This window comes from Arthrobacter sp. FW306-06-A (assembly GCF_021870055.1).
In the GTDB taxonomy this organism is placed as follows: Bacteria; Actinomycetota; Actinomycetes; order Actinomycetales; family Micrococcaceae; genus Arthrobacter.
In genome coordinates this window covers 221,075-238,982 of the sequence record NZ_CP084552.1, presented here as the reverse complement: position 1 = coordinate 238,982, position 17,908 = coordinate 221,075, and the positions used below count along the sequence as shown (strand labels likewise).

Annotated in this window: 20 protein-coding genes and 1 pseudogene; 14 read left to right on the top strand and 7 right to left on the bottom strand. The window is 66.0% G+C overall.

What is annotated here, in order from left to right; genetic code table 11:
- Positions 1-115 precede the first annotated feature (115 nt).
- The 4 genes from LFT49_RS01200 to LFT49_RS01185 all read right to left on the bottom strand — a co-directional run bounded on the left by LFT49_RS01200 (position 116) and on the right by LFT49_RS01185 (position 3,965).
- Positions 116-1,321 carry an IS110 family transposase gene (locus LFT49_RS01200; RefSeq protein ID WP_237429479.1) on the bottom strand — a complete coding sequence of 402 codons (1,206 nt, stop codon included), beginning with the start codon at positions 1,319-1,321 and terminating at the stop codon, positions 116-118.
- A gap of 578 nt (positions 1,322-1,899) precedes the next feature.
- Complete coding sequence (locus LFT49_RS01195; RefSeq protein WP_237429478.1) at positions 1,900-2,250, bottom strand: hypothetical protein; 351 nt, start codon at positions 2,248-2,250, stop codon at positions 1,900-1,902.
- A gap of 354 nt (positions 2,251-2,604) precedes the next feature.
- Positions 2,605-3,036 (bottom strand): hypothetical protein, encoded by a 432-nt coding sequence (locus tag LFT49_RS01190; protein WP_237429477.1) that lies wholly within the window; start codon positions 3,034-3,036, stop codon positions 2,605-2,607.
- Between the two features lie 428 nt (positions 3,037-3,464).
- Positions 3,465-3,965, bottom strand: coding sequence for a peptidase (locus LFT49_RS01185; protein ID WP_237429476.1), 501 nt, complete (start codon positions 3,963-3,965; stop codon positions 3,465-3,467).
- Positions 3,966-4,059: 94 nt separating this feature from the next.
- Here LFT49_RS01185 and LFT49_RS01180 point away from each other — a divergent pair, with 94 nt between their 5' ends.
- From LFT49_RS01180 to LFT49_RS01165, 4 genes are all read left to right on the top strand, one after another.
- Positions 4,060-5,340, top strand: a complete 1,281-nt coding sequence (locus LFT49_RS01180) for an MFS transporter (RefSeq protein WP_237429475.1) — start codon at positions 4,060-4,062, stop codon at positions 5,338-5,340.
- Positions 5,300-5,677: an ArsR/SmtB family transcription factor gene (locus LFT49_RS01175; RefSeq protein ID WP_237429474.1), complete on the top strand. Its 378-nt coding sequence runs from the start codon at positions 5,300-5,302 to the stop codon at positions 5,675-5,677. The genes LFT49_RS01180 and LFT49_RS01175 overlap by 41 nt, the downstream gene beginning before the upstream one ends.
- A gap of 47 nt (positions 5,678-5,724) precedes the next feature.
- A complete protein-coding gene (locus LFT49_RS01170) occupies positions 5,725-6,363 on the top strand; it encodes a hypothetical protein (RefSeq protein ID WP_237429473.1) in 639 nt (212 codons plus the stop codon).
- Between the two features lie 88 nt (positions 6,364-6,451).
- Positions 6,452-7,066, top strand: a complete 615-nt coding sequence (locus LFT49_RS01165; RefSeq protein WP_237429472.1) for a copper resistance CopC family protein — start codon at positions 6,452-6,454, stop codon at positions 7,064-7,066.
- A gap of 107 nt (positions 7,067-7,173) precedes the next feature.
- Here the strand turns inward: LFT49_RS01165 and LFT49_RS01160 are convergent, their stop codons facing one another.
- Positions 7,174-7,542, bottom strand: coding sequence for a hypothetical protein (locus LFT49_RS01160; protein WP_237429471.1), 369 nt, complete (start codon positions 7,540-7,542; stop codon positions 7,174-7,176).
- A 279-nt stretch (positions 7,543-7,821) separates the two neighbouring features.
- Between LFT49_RS01160 and LFT49_RS01155 the strand changes: the two genes are divergently transcribed.
- The 6 genes from LFT49_RS01155 to LFT49_RS01130 all read left to right on the top strand — a co-directional run bounded on the left by LFT49_RS01155 (position 7,822) and on the right by LFT49_RS01130 (position 13,784).
- Positions 7,822-8,805 (top strand): tyrosine-type recombinase/integrase, encoded by a 984-nt coding sequence (locus LFT49_RS01155; RefSeq protein WP_237429470.1) that lies wholly within the window; start codon positions 7,822-7,824, stop codon positions 8,803-8,805.
- On the top strand, positions 8,802-9,152 hold the full coding sequence (locus LFT49_RS01150; protein WP_237429469.1) for a helix-turn-helix domain-containing protein: 351 nt from the start codon (positions 8,802-8,804) through the stop codon (positions 9,150-9,152). Before LFT49_RS01155 ends, LFT49_RS01150 begins: the two co-directional genes overlap by 4 nt.
- Before the next feature lie 146 nt (positions 9,153-9,298).
- Complete coding sequence (locus LFT49_RS01145) at positions 9,299-10,702, top strand: hypothetical protein (protein WP_237429468.1); 1,404 nt, start codon at positions 9,299-9,301, stop codon at positions 10,700-10,702.
- Between the two features lie 74 nt (positions 10,703-10,776).
- Complete coding sequence (gene istA, locus LFT49_RS01140; protein WP_237428196.1) at positions 10,777-12,306, top strand: IS21 family transposase; 1,530 nt, start codon at positions 10,777-10,779, stop codon at positions 12,304-12,306.
- Positions 12,303-13,091: an IS21-like element helper ATPase IstB gene (istB, locus tag LFT49_RS01135; protein WP_237428195.1), complete on the top strand. Its 789-nt coding sequence runs from the start codon at positions 12,303-12,305 to the stop codon at positions 13,089-13,091. Before istA ends, istB begins: the two co-directional genes overlap by 4 nt.
- Positions 13,092-13,211: 120 nt before the next feature.
- Complete coding sequence (locus LFT49_RS01130; protein ID WP_237429467.1) at positions 13,212-13,784, top strand: hypothetical protein; 573 nt, start codon at positions 13,212-13,214, stop codon at positions 13,782-13,784.
- Here the strand turns inward: LFT49_RS01130 and LFT49_RS22670 are convergent.
- Positions 13,777-14,070, bottom strand: a pseudogene (locus LFT49_RS22670) (hypothetical protein); the annotation flags it as partial. The gene LFT49_RS01130 and the pseudogene LFT49_RS22670 overlap by 8 nt on opposite strands.
- 485 nt (positions 14,071-14,555) lie before the next feature.
- Here LFT49_RS22670 and LFT49_RS01125 point away from each other — a divergent pair.
- The 4 genes from LFT49_RS01125 to LFT49_RS01110 all read left to right on the top strand — a co-directional run bounded on the left by LFT49_RS01125 (position 14,556) and on the right by LFT49_RS01110 (position 16,305).
- The gene (locus tag LFT49_RS01125) at positions 14,556-14,726 is read left to right on the top strand and encodes a hypothetical protein (RefSeq protein ID WP_237429466.1); all 171 of its coding nucleotides are present in this window, start codon (positions 14,556-14,558) and stop codon (positions 14,724-14,726) included.
- On the top strand, positions 14,723-15,391 hold the full coding sequence (locus LFT49_RS01120) for a helicase associated domain-containing protein (protein ID WP_237429465.1): 669 nt from the start codon (positions 14,723-14,725) through the stop codon (positions 15,389-15,391). The genes LFT49_RS01125 and LFT49_RS01120 overlap by 4 nt, the downstream gene beginning before the upstream one ends.
- Positions 15,392-15,471: 80 nt before the next feature.
- Positions 15,472-15,615: a hypothetical protein gene (locus LFT49_RS01115; protein WP_183044490.1), complete on the top strand. Its 144-nt coding sequence runs from the start codon at positions 15,472-15,474 to the stop codon at positions 15,613-15,615.
- A gap of 258 nt (positions 15,616-15,873) precedes the next feature.
- Complete coding sequence (locus tag LFT49_RS01110; protein WP_237429464.1) at positions 15,874-16,305, top strand: LexA family protein; 432 nt, start codon at positions 15,874-15,876, stop codon at positions 16,303-16,305.
- Between the two features lie 609 nt (positions 16,306-16,914).
- Here the strand turns inward: LFT49_RS01110 and LFT49_RS01105 are convergent.
- On the bottom strand, positions 16,915-17,820 hold the full coding sequence (locus tag LFT49_RS01105) for an aldose 1-epimerase family protein (protein WP_237429463.1): 906 nt from the start codon (positions 17,818-17,820) through the stop codon (positions 16,915-16,917).
- Positions 17,821-17,908: the final 88 nt, after the last annotated feature.

The window sequence follows — 17,908 nt, the reverse complement described above, 5'->3', positions numbered from 1 at the left end:
CGGCTGCGTGCGCAGCCCTCAACAGCACGGGCCCGGATTTCAAGGCCAACGCGCGGAATTAGTGCCCAGTCAGCCACCCGGATTCGGCCCCCAGGGATCGCGGGACCTGGGCAGCTCAGGCAGCCAGGCGGGCTGCCCGGGCCGGGACCGGCGTGTAGGTGGTGCCGTCGCGGAGCATGGCCCAGAGGACGTTCAGGCGGCGCCGGGCCAGGGAGAGCATGGCCTGGATATGGGTTTTTCCTTCGGCGCGTTTTCGGTCGTAGTAGGTCCGTGAGGCGGGGCAGCTTTTCAGCGCCGAGAGGCCGGAGAGGTAGAAGACCCGGAGGAGTCTGCGATCGTAGCGGCGGGGGCGGTGGTGGTTTCCGGTGATCCGGCCGGAGTCCCGGGGCGCGGGGGCGAGTCCGGCGACGCCGGCGAACCTGTCCGCGGTTTCAAAGACCGTAAGGTCCCCGCCGGTGGCGCCAAGTAACTCAGCGGCCAGGACGGGTCCGAAACCGGGCATGCTGAGCAGGGACGGGGTGTGCCGGTGTTCGCTGACTTTCTCGCTGATTAGCGCGTCCAGCTCGGCCAGTTCCTTGTCCAGGGTGATGATTTCCTGTGCGAGGGCGGCGACTATCTGTTCTCCAAGGTGTTGGGCCGGGACGGTGGTGTGCTGGGACTTCGCCGCCTCGACGGCGGCCTGGGCGACCGCGGCGGAGGAACGGGTGCCGTGTTTCTTCAGCCAGGCGTGGATCCTGGTCTGGCCGGTGCGGCGGATCCCGTCCGGGGTCCGGTGTTTGGTCAGCAGGGTCAGGGCCGCTTTGGAGCGGCTGTAGTCAAAGGCCCGCTCCAAGGCCGGGAAGTATTCGAGCAGTTGGGCCTGCAGGCGGTTGATCGCCCGGACCCGGTCCGCGGATTTGTCGGCCCGGCGGGCGGTGAGGAGCCGCAGCCCTGTGCAGATCTCATCCCCGGCCCGCAGCGGCTGCAGGTCGCGGCGCATCCGGGCCTGGTCGGCGATCACGGCGGCGTCTTTCGCGTCCGTTTTGCCCTCGCCGCGGTAGAGCTTGGAGGCGTGGTGGACGATCCGGCCCGGGATGTAGAGGATGGTCTGGCCGTGGGCGACGAGGATGGCGATCAGCAGCGCCGGCCCGCCGTGGTTCAGGTCCGTTGCCCAGATGACCTCGTCCCCGCCCGCAAGCTCCAGAACGGCGCCGATGAGCCCGAGCAGGGCGGGTTCGTCGTTGGGAACTCGTTGGGAGAGCAGCCGGTTTCCGGCGGCGTCGATCACAACGCAGTGATGATGGGCTTTGCCGGCATCGATACCGGCCCACAATTTCGTCAAAACAGCCTCCAGTCTGTCGGATGGGTCGAACCCGGCAGATAACCGCGCCGTCGTGTCCTTATCCGGCGATTCAAGTCGCGTCTCTCAATCAGCGGTCGGGTCATCGCGGGGCGCCGGGCGGCCAATCCTACGAAGCCGTCACGACCTGGATCGTCCGGACCACAGCAACAAAGCCATACCCGCCTCCCCCGGGTAGCCACGACCCTACAACGGCCACGGAACCACCCGTCAACACCATAAGGACAGCAGCCAAAAACGTCGTAGACACACAGGTTCAGGGGGTCCGGAGCTCTGCGACGGCGCGCCCTGGACCCAACAGCCGGCCGCGCCAGCGGACGCCCAACAACTGGTTGAAGCGCAGCGGAAACCAGGGCGAGCCCCGCGAGCCTGCCCTTCCACTCCCCTGCCCAGGGACAACCCAACGGCACCGCAGCCCATGGCTTGCCGCCGGCGGCCGCCAACCGTGCACCTGGTTACTGCGGGATTGGCGGTCCGCCGCTGGCGACCACCAACAAAGGCCGGCCACGACGGCGGACCGCCCGCGGTGACCGGCCCCGAAAGACCGGCCACCCTCGGGCCTATTCGCGGCGGTCGTGCAGCGGGACGGCTCCGTAGTGTCCGGCTGCGCGGCGGAACCGTGAGTCACTGCTGAAGATGAACGTGCCGCCGAACATGTACCACGGTGCGGGTTCACCTTCCGGTGTGACCGGCTCGGCGTGGATCACGGCTTCGCGGTGGAAGTGCTCGTTTTTGACGAGCCGGACGGCGGGCCGTTCCTCGGTGGCCTCGAAAACCGGGTCGATGCCCTCGCCAATGACCGTTACTTCCATGACGCGAGCGGAGATGCCCCGGTTCGAGAAGTCCGTGCCCAGGGCGTCGCGGTAGACCAGGGCGGTGATGCCCTTGGGGGCGGTGGTGTCGTTACTCATGTGCTGGCTCCTTTGAAGTCGTGGGGGCTGTACTGCCCGGCTCCCGGCCGGGCAGTACAGCGGTTGTCAGTGCTGGTTAGGCGGCGTCCCGGACGGCGTAGGGCATCCGGTAGCGGCTGGGCAGTTCTGCGGCGGCCTCGGGCAGGTCTGCGGGGCCTTGGGCCTGCCCGTTCTTCCAGTGGGTGAACGCCTGCTCGGTGATCGCGTCCCACAGCCGGGCCTTCGTCCGGTAGTAGGTGACCGGGCATTATTCACTGGATGCATCAGCGGCGGAATGCGCCAGGGTGCGGACCGTAAACTTCGGGTCCGGCCGGTGCCCCGCTGCAGAGGGCGGGACACCGGGGCCGGTGGTGGTTAGCCGGCGTTCTGAATTACGTGTGGCTGCCGGTATTTGGCGGGCATGCCATCAAAGGTGCTGGGCAGGTCGTCCGGTCCTTGGGCCTGGCCGTTTTTCCAGTGGAAGAACGCCTGCTCGCTGACGGCGGTCCAGAATCTGGATTTTGTCCGATAAAACGTCGTGCGGACGTCGCCCTCGCAGTAGGTCGCCAAGCCGAACAGGTTGCCAATCTTATCGGCGGTGCGGATGCCTGCGACCATGACGTAGGGCCATTGCCCGAGGTCCCAGCCGTCGCAGCCCCAACTCGGAATCACGACCCAGCCGTGTTCGCTGATGACGTCCATCCACTCGTAGCCATCGTTCATGTGGTAATCCCCGAGTACGGGGACGTCATGGATGACTTCTTGGGTGTCGCCGGTGGTCACGGTCCTGGTGGTGACTGCGTTCATGTGGTGTTGCTCCTATGCCGAGGTGTTCGGTGGGCGGGGCGGCTCGGGTGAGTGGCCAGCTTTCCCCTCTCCCCCGTTGTTTTGGCTGCTGGCGAAGCTTGCGGAGCTGTGCCCGTGCAGGCCCGTCTACCCGCTAGGGCAAGAGCCGGAAAATCTTCGGAGGAAATAAGCGACGCAGGAGCGCCGGAGAAGACTTTTTCGGAGCGCAGGCCCCGACGAAGGAGGGGCTAGACGGGCTGGAGCGGGTACGTACAATCCGTCAGGACAGCAGCCAAAAAAGAAGAACGCTTTGGCAGCCCGAGCGAAGCGAGGTCCGGTTCTCGGTGCGGCGCAGCCGTCCCGAGCTGCCCCTTCGGAGGTTGGCCAGGCTGGTGCCCGGCCACTGGCATCGGCTTGCCCTGGCCGGTGCGCCGGCTCACGCGGTGTTGTTAGAGATCTGTCAGGCCTGTTCCGGCATCGTCCAGACAGGGGGAGCGTTTGCCGGCCGGTGACCCGGTTGAGCGCAGGCAGGTGCACTGCGGGCCTTTCACGGCCGGTAGTGATGCCCAGACAAAACGCTGCATCTTGTTGTAGGCCCCGAAGTCCAGGACGGCTCCGTCCAGTTTGGGTGCGAGGTCATGGCTGACGCTGACCTCCAGCCTTGCACCGTCAGCCCCGGGCAGTGCGCAGCGCAGGGGCTTGCGGGGCACGGTACGGGAGAAGTAGAGGCCTTGTTTCCGGCATCCGCCCGGGCCCAGGTAGCAGTGCAGCGTCCCGCCGAACACAGCGATCATTTCCAAGGCGGCATCGGTGAGGAAGAACGTGCCGTGGCCCGGGATGGCGGCCGAAGTCAGTTCGGATCCCCTGCTCTCGCTGCCTGCAGGCTTCCCCGCTCTCCGCTCGTGCAGGCGCTGGGTGGTCGTGGAACCGGCAGAAGTCCTGGGCGTCATCGTCATAATCCTTCCGTCTGGGTGTCCGCGGCGGCGATTCAAGGATAACCTTTATATGTGCGTAATCACGCACATACGCACTTAGAGGGGTTTCATGCTTTCGGTTTTGAAGGATGTGACGTACCGGCGGCTGTTCGCCGCGCAGATTGTCGCGTTGCTCGGCACGGGCTTGCTGACGGTGGCGCTGGGGCTGCTGGCGTTCGACCTGGCCGGTCGGGACGCGGGTGCGGTGCTGGGCACGGCGTTGACGATCAAGATGTTCGCGTACGTGGGTTTTGCACCGGTGATCAACGCGCTGGTGGCGAGGCTGCCGAAGAAGCCGGTCCTGATCGGCGCGGACCTGATCCGCGCCGGGATGGCGTTATGCCTGCCGTTCATTACGGAGACCTGGCAGATCTACGTGGTGATTTTCCTGCTCCAGTCCGCCTCGGCGACCTTCACCCCGGCATTCCAGTCGCTCATCCCGGCGGTCTTGACCGATGAGAAGGACTACACCCGGGCCTTGTCGCTATCCCGTCTGGCCTACGACATGGAAGCGCTGGCCAGCCCTGCCATTGCGGCGCTGCTGCTGACGGTGCTCAGCTACAACAACCTGTTCCTGGGCACCGTGGGCGGGTTCCTGTTCTCGGCACTGATGGTGGTGCTGACCGTCCTGCCGGCCACGGCGTCTGCCCAGCAGGGCGGGGCGTCATCCCTGTGGCACCGCACGACCCTCGGGGCCCGGATTTTTTGGCGGAACCGGCGGCTGCGGTCGCTGCTCGCGCTGAACCTGGTGGTGTCGGCGCCGACCGCGCTGGTGCTGGTCAATAGTGTCGTGATGGTCCGTGAGATCCTGCACCGCCCCGACACGGACCTTGCCCTGGCGCTTGCCAGCTTCGGTGTCGGATCCATGGTCGTGGCGCTGTCCGCTCCACGTGTTTTGGAGCGACTCGGAGAACGGGCGGTCATGCTGACCGGCGCGGCCGTCATCCCCGCGGCCCTGGCCGTGGCGACAGTGCTGCTGTTCCAGCCCGCTTCGGATGCGACCTGGTGGTCGCTGCTGGGACTATGGTTCGTGCTCGGTGCAGGGAACTCCACGATCCTTACCCCGTCGTCGCGGCTGCTTCGCGAGGCGTCGACCGAGGCAACTCGGCCGTACGTGTTCACGGCCCAGTTCTCCCTCTCCCACGCCTGCTACATCATCAGCTACCCGCTGGCCGGCATCGCCGGGGCAGCCGCGGGCCTGGGCCCGGCTTCGCTCGCGCTGCTGATTCTTGCGATGATAGGGGCGGCAGGAGCCTTCCTTTCCTGGCCCCGGCACAGCCCCGGACCCGTTGATCGTTTGGAGCATGCTGATGAGCAGCCAGCCGGACCACACCGCGGCCGCCGCGTCTGAGGAGCCCTCGCTCGTCCATGACGTCGCGGCCGGCCCGCTGCTGCTCGAAACAGCTGCCGGGACCTTGCGGATGCTCGCCGAACCCACCCGGCTGCATCTGCTCCTGCAACTCACGGACGGCCCGAAGACCGTCACCGAGCTGACCGTAGCGACCGGGGCTCCGCGGACAGCGGTCAGCCAGCACCTGGCCAAGCTCCGGCTCAGCGGCCTGGTCGATACCCGCAAGGACGGCCAAAAGGTGATCTACTCCCTGCATGACGGGCACCTCGTCCGCCTGATCCGGGAAACCATCAACCACGCAGACCACCGCCTCACCGGCGAACCCACCCACGACTAAGCCAACACCAGACAGACACCCCGGCGGGGCGGCGGCAGGAAGGGACGATGATGCCAGCACAGGCACCCCTGACCCTGCCGCGCGCCCTGACCGTCGCGGGCCTGATCCTCGGGATCGCGGCCGCGGCACACACCGCCGGCGGCGGCCGCCTCCCCGCCACGCCGCTGCTCGTCTTGCTGGCCGCGCTGGTCATGCTCCCGGTCACCGTCCTGGCCCGGCGGAAGCTCGGCCTCGGCACGATCACCACCGCGCTGGGCACCGGGCAACTGGCCCTGCACGCCGCGTTCACGGCCTTTCCCAGCCCGGTCGAGCATTGCACTGCGGCGGGGATCGCCGCCCACGGACACCACCAGTCCGCCACCTTTCCTGGCTGCCTCACCGCGACCGGAACCATGGCCGCGCACGTCACGGGGGTCCTTCCAGGACCGGTCATGACCGGCGCGCACATCCTCGCGGTCGCCGCGACCGCGCTGCTGCTGGCACACGGCGAAACAATGCTCTGGCGGATGCTGGACTGGCTGGCTCCCCGAAGCTTCGCACTCCACCTGCCCGTGCTGCCGCATTGGACGACGCCGGCACCGCCTGCAGGGTTGGTGATCCCGCGACTGCACCCATGCCTGCGGATCCCGGCCCTGCGCGGCCCGCCCACCGCTTCTTCCAGGGCCGTGGCGGCTTTCGCCGCCTGACGGGCCCTGCCGGCTTTGACCCTTTTGATTTCCTTTGCCTGACAGTGCCGACCTGTGCCGCAGGCTGTCCCGAAAGGACACTCCAGTTATGACGTTTTCACTCCGCCGCGCCCGCGTGGCCGCCGCACTCACCGCCGCCGTTGCCCTGACCGCTCTGGCCGGTACTGGCCCCGCGCAGGCACACGACGCCTTGGCTTCCACCAGTCCCTCCGACGGGCAGACCATCACCGAGAACCCGGGCAAGGTCTCCATCACCCTCACTAATGCCCCGGACACCGGGCTCCCTGGCTCGAACAGCATCGAAGTCACCGCACCCGACGGGCACGTCGTCAGCAGTGGAGACGTCACCGCAGACGGGGCCACCCTGAGCATCGCCGCGGACATCGACCACGAGGGAAAGCACACGGTCGCGTGGCGGGCCGTGTCCGCTGACGGGCACCCCATTGATGGCACCTTCGCTTTCACCTATGCCCCCGCCGCTGGGGAGGGTCACACCGAGTCCGCCGTAGCAGCAACGACGGCCGCAGCCCCGGCATCAGCGGCCCCGTCCGCGGAAACGGCGGCCGCGACGCCCGCGTCCGCCCAGAGCGGTGATAACACCGGCCTGATCATCGGGGCCGGCGCCGTGCTGCTGATCCTCGTTGCCGCGGGCGCCTACCTCATCGGCCGCCGAACCAAGGCCAACGCCAGCAGCGCCGACTGACCCCGCAACCGATCACAGGGCCCGCCCGGAACACTTCCGGGCGGGCCCTGTCCCCCTACCCGCATCGCCCCGAAGGCTTCCTTTGCCCCCAGCCCTGCGTCACTGCTTCAGTAGAGGAAAACGTCAACGACGAGGGCCGCAACGGCGCCGAGCAGGGTCAGAATCACCACCCTGCGGCCCGCGGCAGCCCGCAGCGGACCCAGACCGAGGACCACTGCCAGGGCAGCCACAGCAAAAACACCCGAACCGGCATCCTGCCAGCTGACCGGAAACACCGGCAGCGGTGCGTCGACGAAAAACTGCGGCGCGTTCACGGCCCGCAGGATGGCGTTCCAGGCGAACGGACCCGCAAACGCACCTACCGCCACGGCGGCCAGCGTGACGGGGCGCCTTTCCCGGCCCACAAGAACCACCAACGCCAGAGCAGCAACTGCCGACAGCGCCGCCCCGTAAAAGATTGTTGCCCAAGCCAGCACCGCTGCCCCCTCGCAAAACCACTCCGGCCTGCAGTGTCTCACAACCGGGCAACAGGCACCCACTGCCCGCAGCTACTTCTGAAGTTGCGTTTAATGCATCATTAGTGACTTTCATGCTTCAATGATGCCTAAAGTATGTGGATTGGAGTCTTGATGGTTCGTTCGTTTGGGGCAGAAGTGCTCCCCTTAAACGTGGTTCCGTTGGATCCGATGGAGGCTGTCTTTCAAGGGATGCTCGCCGGGTGGGAACGACAGCGGCTGAGCCGGGGCCTGAATGGGGTGGCAACCCGGAGCAACGTCGCGTTGGTGAAGCGCTTTGCGAGGTTCACGGGTGAGTATCCGTGGACATGGCAGCCCGGTGACGTTGAGGACTTCACGGTCTCGCTGCTCAACCGGGCTGAGCCGGCATCGCACTCTACGCTTCGGGGCTATCACGGGGTGATTCGAGGGTTCTGCGCCTTCATCACCGATGCACGGTATGACTGGCCCGAGGTATGCCAGGAGCGCTTTGGCGCCCATCCTGTCCAGATCTGCCATGACTGGAACACCCGTCATCACGTCGCTGAGTTTGAGGCCCGCCCGGCGAAGCGGGCCTTGACCTTCGATGAGGCCGATGCGTTTTTCGCCCACGCAGACCTCAAGGTTGAGCGAATCCTCGCGGCCGGGAAGAAGGGAGCTCTCGGGGCGCTGCGGGACGCGCAGTTCTTCAAGACCGTTTACGCGTTCGGTCTTCGCCGGCGGGAGGCGTGCATGCTGGACCTGGCCGACCTGCGGTCAAACCCGAACAACCCGGAGTGGGGCAGTTACGGCAGCCTCCACGTCCGCCACGCCAAGGCCAACAAGGGAGGGCCGCCGCGCCGCCGGACCGTGCTGGCCGTGCCCGAGTTCGCTTGGGCAGTGGAAGGCCTGCGGCAATGGATCGAAGAGGGGCGCCCGAAATTCCGCCCGGGAAGCGCCAGCCCGGTCTGGATGACCGAGCGTCGTTCACGCTTGTCGGTGAGGCACTCCGATGAGAAATTCGCGCTCCTGCGCGACGAGATCGGCCTGGATCCGAAACTGACCCTGCACAGCCTGCGGCATTCCTATGTCACTCATCTGATTGAATACGGTTACCCGGAACGGTTCGTCCAGGAACAGGTGGGCCACTCCTACGCCTCATCCACGGCGGTCTACACGGACGTCAGCGATGACTACAAGAACCGGATCCTCGCCAAAGCCTTGGCCCGGGTCCGCCACCCCCGACAGCAAGGCCAGCAGCAATGACCAACGCCTACGTGATCTCCTGGAACATCCGCCAACTTATGGCCGCCAAGGGCCTCTACCAGACCACCGATCTGGTGCCGTTGATGGCCGAACACGGTGTCTCGCTCTCCCGCGAGCAGGTCTACCGGCTTGTCACCTCAACCCCGTCCCGGCTCAACCTGGAAGTCCTCGCAGCATTCTGCGACATCCTGGGCTGCACCCCCAACGACCTGATCACCTTCACCCGGGCAGCGGCCCTATCCCCGACCGAGCGCACCGCCTCCGGTGAAACCGCCGAGACCAGCGGACTGCAGCCTATCGGGGACCTTCGCCCCGTTCCGGCCCGGATCCGCCGCCCCGGCGACTGAAAACCCTGAAGACCCCGCTGCTGCAGATCCTGGCGAACCTTCCCGGTCCTCTCAGCAAGGCGGGGACCACCGCCCTCGATGCCTGGATCACCGCCAACGCCGCCTCCTCACGGGCCGAGAGCATCCTTCGCAAGTACGTCCAACAAGTGCCCGGCTTCGCATCCAGCGGCGACCCCTTCATGCCGCGGCTCGCCCAACGCCTGCTCACGGAACTGCAATCAAGCGGGATCGATGGAATCGTGCAGCCCCGGTGCATGGCATGCGGGGAGGAACGGCTGCTCGTCAAAACCCTGCCCGATGGCAGGCGCGTCTGCGCCCGCTGCGAAAGACGACTCATCGTGCACGCCTGCGGCGTCTGCGACAAGGAAACGATCATCATCGCCCGACCCGACGGGGTCGCGCATTGCAGGCCCTGCTGGCGGAAAAACCCCGCCTCATTCAAGCAATGTTCCCGCTGCGGCGCGATGGGGGAGATCGAAAAGCGCACGGCTGACGGGCCGCTCTGTTACCGCTGCGCCCCCGGCACCGTCCTCACCTGCCACAGTTGCGGGACGTTCTCCCGCATCGCCGCGCACCTGCTCGGCGGACCCCAATGCCGCTCATGCTTCCGCCGGATCAAAAGCACCGCCATCCGCTGCCCCGGCTGCGCGAACATGCGGATCATCGCCTACCTCGGGCCGGGCAACAACCCCTGCTGCGCCTCGTGCGCAGGGGTCCGGCCCCGCTACGCATGCGCAGACTGCGGCGGCGAGGAGAACCTGCACGGAAAACACTGCTACACCTGTGTCGCCCGACGCAGAACCCTTGAACTCATCACAGACCGCCACGGCGTCATCAATACCGCGTTCGAACCCGTCCGGCAGAACCTGCTGCAACGGCCCAAAATGACCGCCGTAGTCCAGGTCGCACACAACAGACCCGCTACTGAGCTGATCCGCGCCCTCGTCAACAACGACGTCCCCCTTGAACACGACACCCTGGACCAATGGCCCCGACCAAAATCCGCCGAGTACGTCCGGAGTCTTCTGACCGACACCGGCTTACTGCCGACCCGGGACGAGAACCTGCACCTCTTCGACACCTGGGCCAGAAAATTCCTCGAGTCACTGCCCCCAGCGACGCGGAACATCCTCGAGCCATACCTGCGCTGGAACGTCGGACGGAACCTGCGCATCAAGGCCCGTCGCCAACCCCTGACCCGCAACGCCCAGCACTACGGACGCGACAAACTCACAACAGCGGCCCGATATCTCGAACACCTCACAGCCTCCGGCCTGAACCTTTCCGAAGCGAACCAAACACACCTCGAAACCTGTATCGTCCAAAATCCCAGCCAGCGCCTGCGCACACATCTACCGGCATTCCTTGCATGGGCGCACACCAACGCACTGATTCCCAAACTCACCATCAACCGCGTCAGGAGCGATGTTAGCGGCCATGAAAAACTGCCCATAGGCGGCCACGAAAGTGCCCGCTGGCGGCCAGCAGAACTGCCCGCCGGTGGCCATGAGATCTGCCCACTTCCTTACTTGTTCCTGCCGCGTCTTTAAGCGGTGGGGGCCTCTCCCTGCGGTTTGATGACGGTGTCTAAGCGCACCAAAAGCGAACCAGGAAGAGGCCCTGTATGAAGTCTGACGGAGAAATCATGGAAATTCTTGCTGCCTACGATCTGACCGGATCGTTGCGCGCCACCGCGGAGCTCACGGGCTGCTCGCACCACACCGTTGCTAAACACGTCACCGCCCGTGACGCGGGCCGGCCGATCGGGGAACCCGCGGCCCGCGGCCGGGTCACCGACGCGTTCCTGCCCAAGATCGAGGAATGGATCGAAGCCTCCAAGGGCCGGATCCGGGCCGACAAGGCCCACGAAAAGCTCCTCGCTCTGGGCTACACCGGTTCGGAACGGTCTACCCGCCGGGCGATCGCGCAGGTCAAAGCCGCGTGGCGGCTGGGCCACACCCGCGTCCACCGGCCGTGGATCACAGAACCGGGGATGTGGTTGCAGTACGACTTCGGCGACGGGCCCCGGATCGGCGGGGTGAAGACCATCCTTTTCGTGGCCTGGCTGGCGTTCTCACGCTTCCGCATCGTGATCCCGCTCAGGGACAGGACCGCGCCGAGCGTGTTCGCGGCCCTGGACCGGTGCTTCCGGATCCTCGGAGGGGCGCCGACCTATGTCCTCACGGACAACGAGAAGACCGTCACCACCGCCCACGTCGCCGGGGTCCCGGTGCGCAACCAGCAGACCCTGGACTTCGCCCGGCACTACGGGGTGACCGTGCTGACCTGCCAACCGGCGGACCCGGCCACCAAAGGCGGAGTCGAAGCGTCCGTGAAACTCGCCAAGGCCGACCTCGTGCCCAAAGACACCAACCTCCGCGATGACTACCGCACCTTCGCCGAGCTCGAGGCCGCCTGCACGGCGTTCATGGACGAGGTCAATCACCGTGAGCACCGGACGACGCGGCGGAAACCCGCGGCCATGCTCGCCGAGGAAGCCCCGCGGCTGCACCGGATCCCGGACACCGCCCACACGGTCGCGTTCGGCCTGGCCCGCGGCGTTCCGGAGAACACCCCAATGGTCACCTTCGAAAACGCCCAGTACTCCGTCCCGGCCCACCTGCTCGGAGCCCGGGTGTTCGTCCGCACCCACGGCACCGGGCCCGGCGAGCAGGTCATCATCGTCCACCACGGCACGACCGGGCCCGTCGAAGTCGCCCGCCACGAACGGGCACGGCCCGGCAGCCCCGCCATCAACGACGAACACTTCCCCGGAACCCGGGCGAAGCTCCCCGGCGACTACGAGGTGAGGGCCCGCAGCGCGGACGAGGCCGCGTTCCTGGCCATCGGCGAAGGCGCCAGAACCTGGCTCGTCGAGGCCGCCGCGGCCGGGACCGCAAGGATGAACGTGAAAATGGCCGAAGCCGTTACGCTGGCCAAAATCGCCGGCACTGATCAGGTCGACCGGGCCCTGGGCGACGCCGCCCTGCACGGCCGGTTCGCGCACCCGGACCTCGCCTCGATCTTGAACGCCAACATCCGCCGCACTACCACCCACGCCGCCAACGAAGCCACCTCCCTCACCCAAGGAACAGGGGCGTGGGCCGCGATCGGCAACCCCGCAACCATCACCACGCCGGAGGAGGCCCGATGAGCCCCGTCACCACGACCAATACCGTGGCTCCGCCGCTACCGGCGGACCTGGAGGCCCTGATGCGGTCCCTGAAAATGCCCCACGCCCGGGCGCTGGCCCCGGACCTGATCGCGACCGCCCGCGCCCAGCGGTGGGAACCGGCCGAGGTCATCAAGGCCCTCTTCACGGAGGAAGCCGCCGGCCGGGCCCGGTCCATGCTCGCTTCCCGCCGCAAAGCAGCCGGGTTCCCGACCGGGAAGACCTTCGAGGCGTGGGACCCTGCAGCGTCCTCCATCCCGGGCCCGACCCAGCAGGCACTGCGGACCCTGGAATGGATCACCCGCAGGGAAAACTTGGTCGTCTGCGGGCCCTCGGGGACGGGGAAGACGTTCTTCCTCGAAGCCCTCGGCCAGCAGGCCGTCGAAGCCGGAATGCGGGTCGCTTGGTTCAGGCTCGAGGACCTCGGCGTCCTCATCCGCGCCCACCGAACCGATGACAGCGTCACCCGGGCCGTTGCCCGGATCCTGCGCGCCGAGCTCGTGGTCATCGATGATATTGGTCTGTTGCCCGTGGCCACGGACGCCGCCGAAGGCCTCTACCGGGTCGTGGACGCAGCCTACGAAAAACGCTCCGTCGCGATCAGCTCCAACCTCCACCCCGCCGGGTTCGATGAGCTCATGCCCAAAACCCTCGCCACCGCCACCGTTGACCGACTGCTGCACCACGCCCACGTCTGCCAGACCAGCGGCGATTCCGTCCGTCTTACCCAGGCCCTCGCCGGAAAAGGAGTGACCCGCTTGAACTGACCAACCCAACGATGGCCGACCCCGCCGAAACGAATCAGTGGGCAGATCTGTTGGCCATAACCGGGCAGTTTTACTGGCCACCAGCGGGCACATCAACTGGCCGCCCATGGGCAGAACGTAATGGCCATTGACAGGAGCGACACCCGGGGATCCATGATGACCGAAGCCGACTACCACCAGGTCGTGCACCAGCTCGAAACAGACACCACCATCCCGCCGAAAATTCGCATCGCAGGACTGTTCGTAGGCCTTTACGCCCAGCGCCTCACACACATCGCAGCACTGACCAACGCCAAGATCACCAGTAACAGCACACAAACACGGCTATGGTTCGGGTCATCACACATCCTGGCCGAACCCGTCCTGGCGGACCTGATCCACCACTACCAGCAAGAAACCCAGCGCCATACTCCCAACGCCACAGGATGGCTCTTTCCCTCCCGCAATGCCGGACAACACCTCAGTTCCTCTGCCCTGACCCGCGGCCTGTCCCGAATCGGGATAGACACCCGGCAACTGCGGGGCGCAGCGCTGACCAACCTGGCCGGGCAACTGCCCATCCAGCCCCTATGCGATCTCACCGGGCTCGGCATCGAAGCCGCCGTCAGCTGGGCCGACATCGCCGCCCGGTCCTGGAACGCCTACCCCCAACTACGCAGCGAGAACTATTCGAATAGCGCACGGATCGAATAACGCACCTGCACCAGTAGCAGGTCACGTCACCCTCGCAATAGGTGGCGATGCCAAACAGGTTGCCGACCCTGTCAGCGGTGCGGGTGACGGCGACCATGACGTAGGGCCACTGGCCAAGGTCCCAGCCGTCACAGCCCCAGCTGGAGAGCACGGCCCAGCCGTGCTCTTCGATCAGTTCCATCCAGTCGTAGCCACCGTTCATGTGGTAATCGCCCAGCACGGTCACGCCCTCGATGCTCTCCTCCGTGTCCGCGAGGGTCACGGTCTTTTTACTTACTGCGCTCATGTGGTGTTGCTCCTTCTTGCCGAGAAGTTGGGTGGGTGGGGCGACCAATGGTGACCGGCCAGCTCCCCTCTCCCCCCGTTGTTTTTGGCTGCTGGCGAAGCTTGCGGAGCTGTGCACGTGCAGGCCCGTCTACCCGCAGGGCAAGACCCGGGAAATCTTCGAAAGGAAATAAGCGACGAAGGAGCGCCGGAGAAGACTTTCCCGGGCCGCAGGCCCCGGAGGAACGAAGGGGCTAGAGGGGCCGGAACGGGCACGTACAATCCGAAGGACAGCAGCCAAAAACGTCGTAGACACACAGGTTCAGGGGGTCCGGAGCTCTGCGACGGTGCGCCCTGGACCCAACAGCCGGCCGCGCCAGCGGACGCCCAACAACTGGTTGAAGCGCAGCGCAAACCAGGGCGAGCCCCGCGAGCATGCACTGCTTCTTGAGCAGGGGTGTTGAGGTCGGGCGTAGGCTACGGCCTAGACAATTTTTGGGGGAATCAATGAACGTCGGTCCAAGCTTCGGAGTCCTGGCCGTGCTCTACATCGTCGTGATGGCCGTCCTGGTCGGCCTGGCGATCTATGTCCTGGTCCTGGTCATCACGTTTCTCCGGCTGCGGATCGCTGAGTTGAACCGGGCCGCGCCGCCGAAGGGATCCTCGGGGCAACCATGACGGAGTCCCGGCGCGTGGCGCCCGATCCCGGGTTTGTCCTGCAGTACCGGCAGGGTGCGCCGACATCGACGATCGCCGCCGCGGCCGGCGTCGCGGAAACCACCGTCCGGTACCACCTGCAGATCGCTGCGAAGGCAGACCCGGGCATCCGGGACGAACACAAAGCCGCGCTGGCCCCTGCCCCGCGGAAATCCGGGGCGGGCCTGCGGAACCTCGCCGACGTGCTGGCCTTCCATGAGGCGCATGGCCGCTTGCCGGTCAGCCACGGGAAGACGGCCCGGGAGCGCGCCCTGGCCGCGTGGCTGGCAAACCGCCGCAGGCAGGCGGCCGAGGGAACACTCTCCCCCACCTACCGGGCTGCCCTGGCGGTGATTCCCGGATGGGCCAGGCCTTCGAACCGCAAGGCCGAGGACAAGAAACGGTGGCACCAGCGGCTGGAGGAGCTCCATCGGATCAGGGCCGCCGGCGGTGACTGGCCCCGGCACCAAAAAACGGACGACCAGGTAGAACGGACCCTGGGCGTGTGGCTGCACGGGCAACGGATCGACTACCGCGCCGGAAGGTTGGACCCGGCCAAAGAGCAGAAGCTGAACATCCTCCTCCCCGGCTGGCGGGAAGGCCGGGGCCACCGCGGCGGCCGCCGAGGGACCCACTCTCGGCCGTAAGTCTCCGGAAGGCACGGCAACAGCGCCAGGCTGCGTGTCCAAAGGGTCACCGGCGGTCAAATCCGCCTAGGGTCAAGATCATGGAGCGGGATAGGTCTGGAGAGCTGGAAGGGCAAACATCGGTCAACGACCTGCTCGACGAACCCATCGGAGCCGAACCCCTCCAGATGGCCCTGCCCATCCTCGTACAGATCCGCCCCGGCGAATTCCGCCGCCTTTCCTGACACCACCCACAGCCGCTGACCACATCAGCAGGCAATCCCTTCGACGGTGAGACCGGGCACCCGGGTATCCAGCCGCCCATGTCCGGTGCGGCGGGTTGTGCACACTGGCGGGCAGGTGGAGCCCTCCGCACAGCTCAAAGCTGTCCCCACTGTGTACAACCCGCCGCGGCTTGCGCCTCCCGAAAACATCTCATGCACGAATGTCCGACCCCCGGAGTACACTGAATACTCGAACATATATTCGAAAAAAGGTGTGTTGTGGGCGTGATTGTCGGTCCCCGCGTGATAGATGCGGGCGTGTCCTTGTTGTCGGTGCTGGTCTCCCCGGTGCCGGTAGCGGCGGGCTTCCCGTCGCCGGCGCAGGACTATTTCGATGGCCGGATCGACCTGAACGCGCACTTGATCAAGGACGTCACCAGCACCTATGTGGTGCGGGTGTCCGGGGAATCGATGGAAGGCGCGGGCATCAGCGACGGGGATGAACTGATCGTGAACCGGGCGCTGGAACCGCATGACGGGTCCGTGGTCGTGGCCGTGCTGGACGGGGAACTGACAATCAAGCGGCTGAGGATCACCCCGACCGGGGTGGTGCTGCAGGCGGAAAACCCGGCGTATCCGGACATCGTGGTGCCGGCCCTGTCGGACCTGACCATCTGGGGTACCGCTATCCGCTGCCTGCACCACGTTTAGGGCCCGTGATGTCTAAGCCGGCCCTGATGCGGCACATGCCCGAGATGGGGCTTGAGGACCAATGCTCGGGAAAGTCACGCTAAGCCGGTGGGGGCCAGGTAGCCGGGGTTCTGGCCGGAGCTGCTGTTACGCCGGGCCGGGGGAGCCGCCGGCGGCTCGCCGTCCGATGCTTGTTTTGTTGAGGTGGCCGTAGATTGTGGAGCGCGGTACCTGGAGCAGGTCGGCGGCTGGACCCTACCTGACCTTCATCCACCGCGCCTCTTTGACTGGTCAGGAGTTCGCCGAGTTTCGCTGCTTCTTGACGGGGGAACCACACGGAGAACGGTCGGTCATCGCTTGTCCTCTCCAAGGTGTTTGTCCTCTCCAAGGTCACGGGCACGCCATTACCCGCGCCGTCAGCTACGAGATAGTCTGCCAGCGCCGGTTCGAGGTCCAATCCCATCAGGATGATCCCGTCACCGCCCGTGCTGTCCCATCGCTCCCCGGCATCCAGGGCTAAACGTGGGTATTCAGGGTATGGGTTGCTTGCGGCCACGCCCCCGAATACACCATAGAGAACGGGCGGGTGCTTCGGCGCTTCGAATACCGCTTGCCATGTGTATGGGACCGTCAGCGGCTCACGGCGGAGATTGACCAGCTTGCTTCATGCGACTCCCCCGGGTCGAGCCGGATCAGATCAACGCCGCTGTTAAAGGCATTCGGTGGGCATGACATTGGTTCAACAGCCAGGCCGATCCGGCTAGGGCCGTCAGGCCTGTCGGCCGTGTGCACCTGTAGCCATGGCCAGTGGCTGTCCCACGAAAGTTCGACTCCGGAACCGGAGGGATCGAACAGTTGCACCCGGGCGCGATCGTCCTCATCCCGGGAGATCCCGGTATAGGCATGGTCGAGCTGGATGTCCCCTAGCTCCCGCTCGCACCGAAAATCATTCGGTGTTCCGTCCACCGGGACTACCTCTCCCGGAACCATCCGCTCGCTGCCCACCAGCATGACCTCGGCGGCGGGGATGCGCACAGACCACTCATCAAGGGGCGCCTCTCCTGCCACGAGGTAGGGGTGAGGGCAAACTCCGTAGGGGGCCGTGCCGGTACCCCGGTTCGTTGAGCGCACGGTACCGTGAAGTCCTTCTTCATCAACCCTGTATCGGACTTCGATATAGAGGTTGAAGGGGTAGGCATCACTGCGGCTCACCTCGCAGCCCATTGACACGGAATCCTCCGTCACCTCAAGGGTTTTCCAATTCCTATTGAAAACCAGGCCGTGCAGGGCGGCGCCGTTGGCGAGATCATTTAGCGGCAGGTGCAGCTGGCGTCCCTCAGCGGTGTACTTTCCGTCGACAACCCTGTTGGGCCAGGGGGCACAGATTACTCCACGAAAGTCGGGGATCTCACCGTTCTCACCGAACGGCACGACGAGGTTCCTCCCCCGATGCCGCAGCTGCCGGAGAGCTCCTCCCCGGGTCGTGACGAGGGCCTCGTACTGGCCCCAGCGGATTTCGAAGTCCGTATCGGACACATCTCTCCCAAGGACAAATTAGTAGTGAAAAAGTGCCAGTGTTTCAGGCATGCCCTGCCCGTTACCCGCGCGGTCATGCGTCGGTATC

Excerpts from the sequence above, each read along its gene's own strand:
- LFT49_RS01195 (WP_237429478.1), bottom strand. The coding sequence starts at position 2,250 with ATGAGTAACGACACCACCGCCCCCAAGGGCATCACCGCCCTGGTCTAC.
- LFT49_RS01190 (WP_237429477.1), bottom strand. The coding sequence starts at position 3,036 with ATGAACGCAGTCACCACCAGGACCGTGACCACCGGCGACACCCAAGAA.
- LFT49_RS01185 (WP_237429476.1), bottom strand. The coding sequence starts at position 3,965 with ATGACGCCCAGGACTTCTGCCGGTTCCACGACCACCCAGCGCCTGCAC.
- LFT49_RS01180 (WP_237429475.1), top strand. The coding sequence starts at position 4,060 with ATGCTTTCGGTTTTGAAGGATGTGACGTACCGGCGGCTGTTCGCCGCG.
- LFT49_RS01175 (WP_237429474.1), top strand. The coding sequence starts at position 5,300 with ATGAGCAGCCAGCCGGACCACACCGCGGCCGCCGCGTCTGAGGAGCCC.
- LFT49_RS01170 (WP_237429473.1), top strand. The coding sequence starts at position 5,725 with ATGATGCCAGCACAGGCACCCCTGACCCTGCCGCGCGCCCTGACCGTC.
- LFT49_RS01165 (WP_237429472.1), top strand. The coding sequence starts at position 6,452 with ATGACGTTTTCACTCCGCCGCGCCCGCGTGGCCGCCGCACTCACCGCC.
- LFT49_RS01150 (WP_237429469.1), top strand. The coding sequence starts at position 8,802 with ATGACCAACGCCTACGTGATCTCCTGGAACATCCGCCAACTTATGGCC.
- istA (WP_237428196.1), top strand. The coding sequence starts at position 10,777 with ATGAAGTCTGACGGAGAAATCATGGAAATTCTTGCTGCCTACGATCTG.
- istB (WP_237428195.1), top strand. The coding sequence starts at position 12,303 with ATGAGCCCCGTCACCACGACCAATACCGTGGCTCCGCCGCTACCGGCG.
- LFT49_RS01130 (WP_237429467.1), top strand. The coding sequence starts at position 13,212 with ATGGCCATTGACAGGAGCGACACCCGGGGATCCATGATGACCGAAGCC.
- LFT49_RS01125 (WP_237429466.1), top strand. The coding sequence starts at position 14,556 with ATGAACGTCGGTCCAAGCTTCGGAGTCCTGGCCGTGCTCTACATCGTC.
- LFT49_RS01120 (WP_237429465.1), top strand. The coding sequence starts at position 14,723 with ATGACGGAGTCCCGGCGCGTGGCGCCCGATCCCGGGTTTGTCCTGCAG.
- LFT49_RS01115 (WP_183044490.1), top strand. The coding sequence starts at position 15,472 with ATGGAGCGGGATAGGTCTGGAGAGCTGGAAGGGCAAACATCGGTCAAC.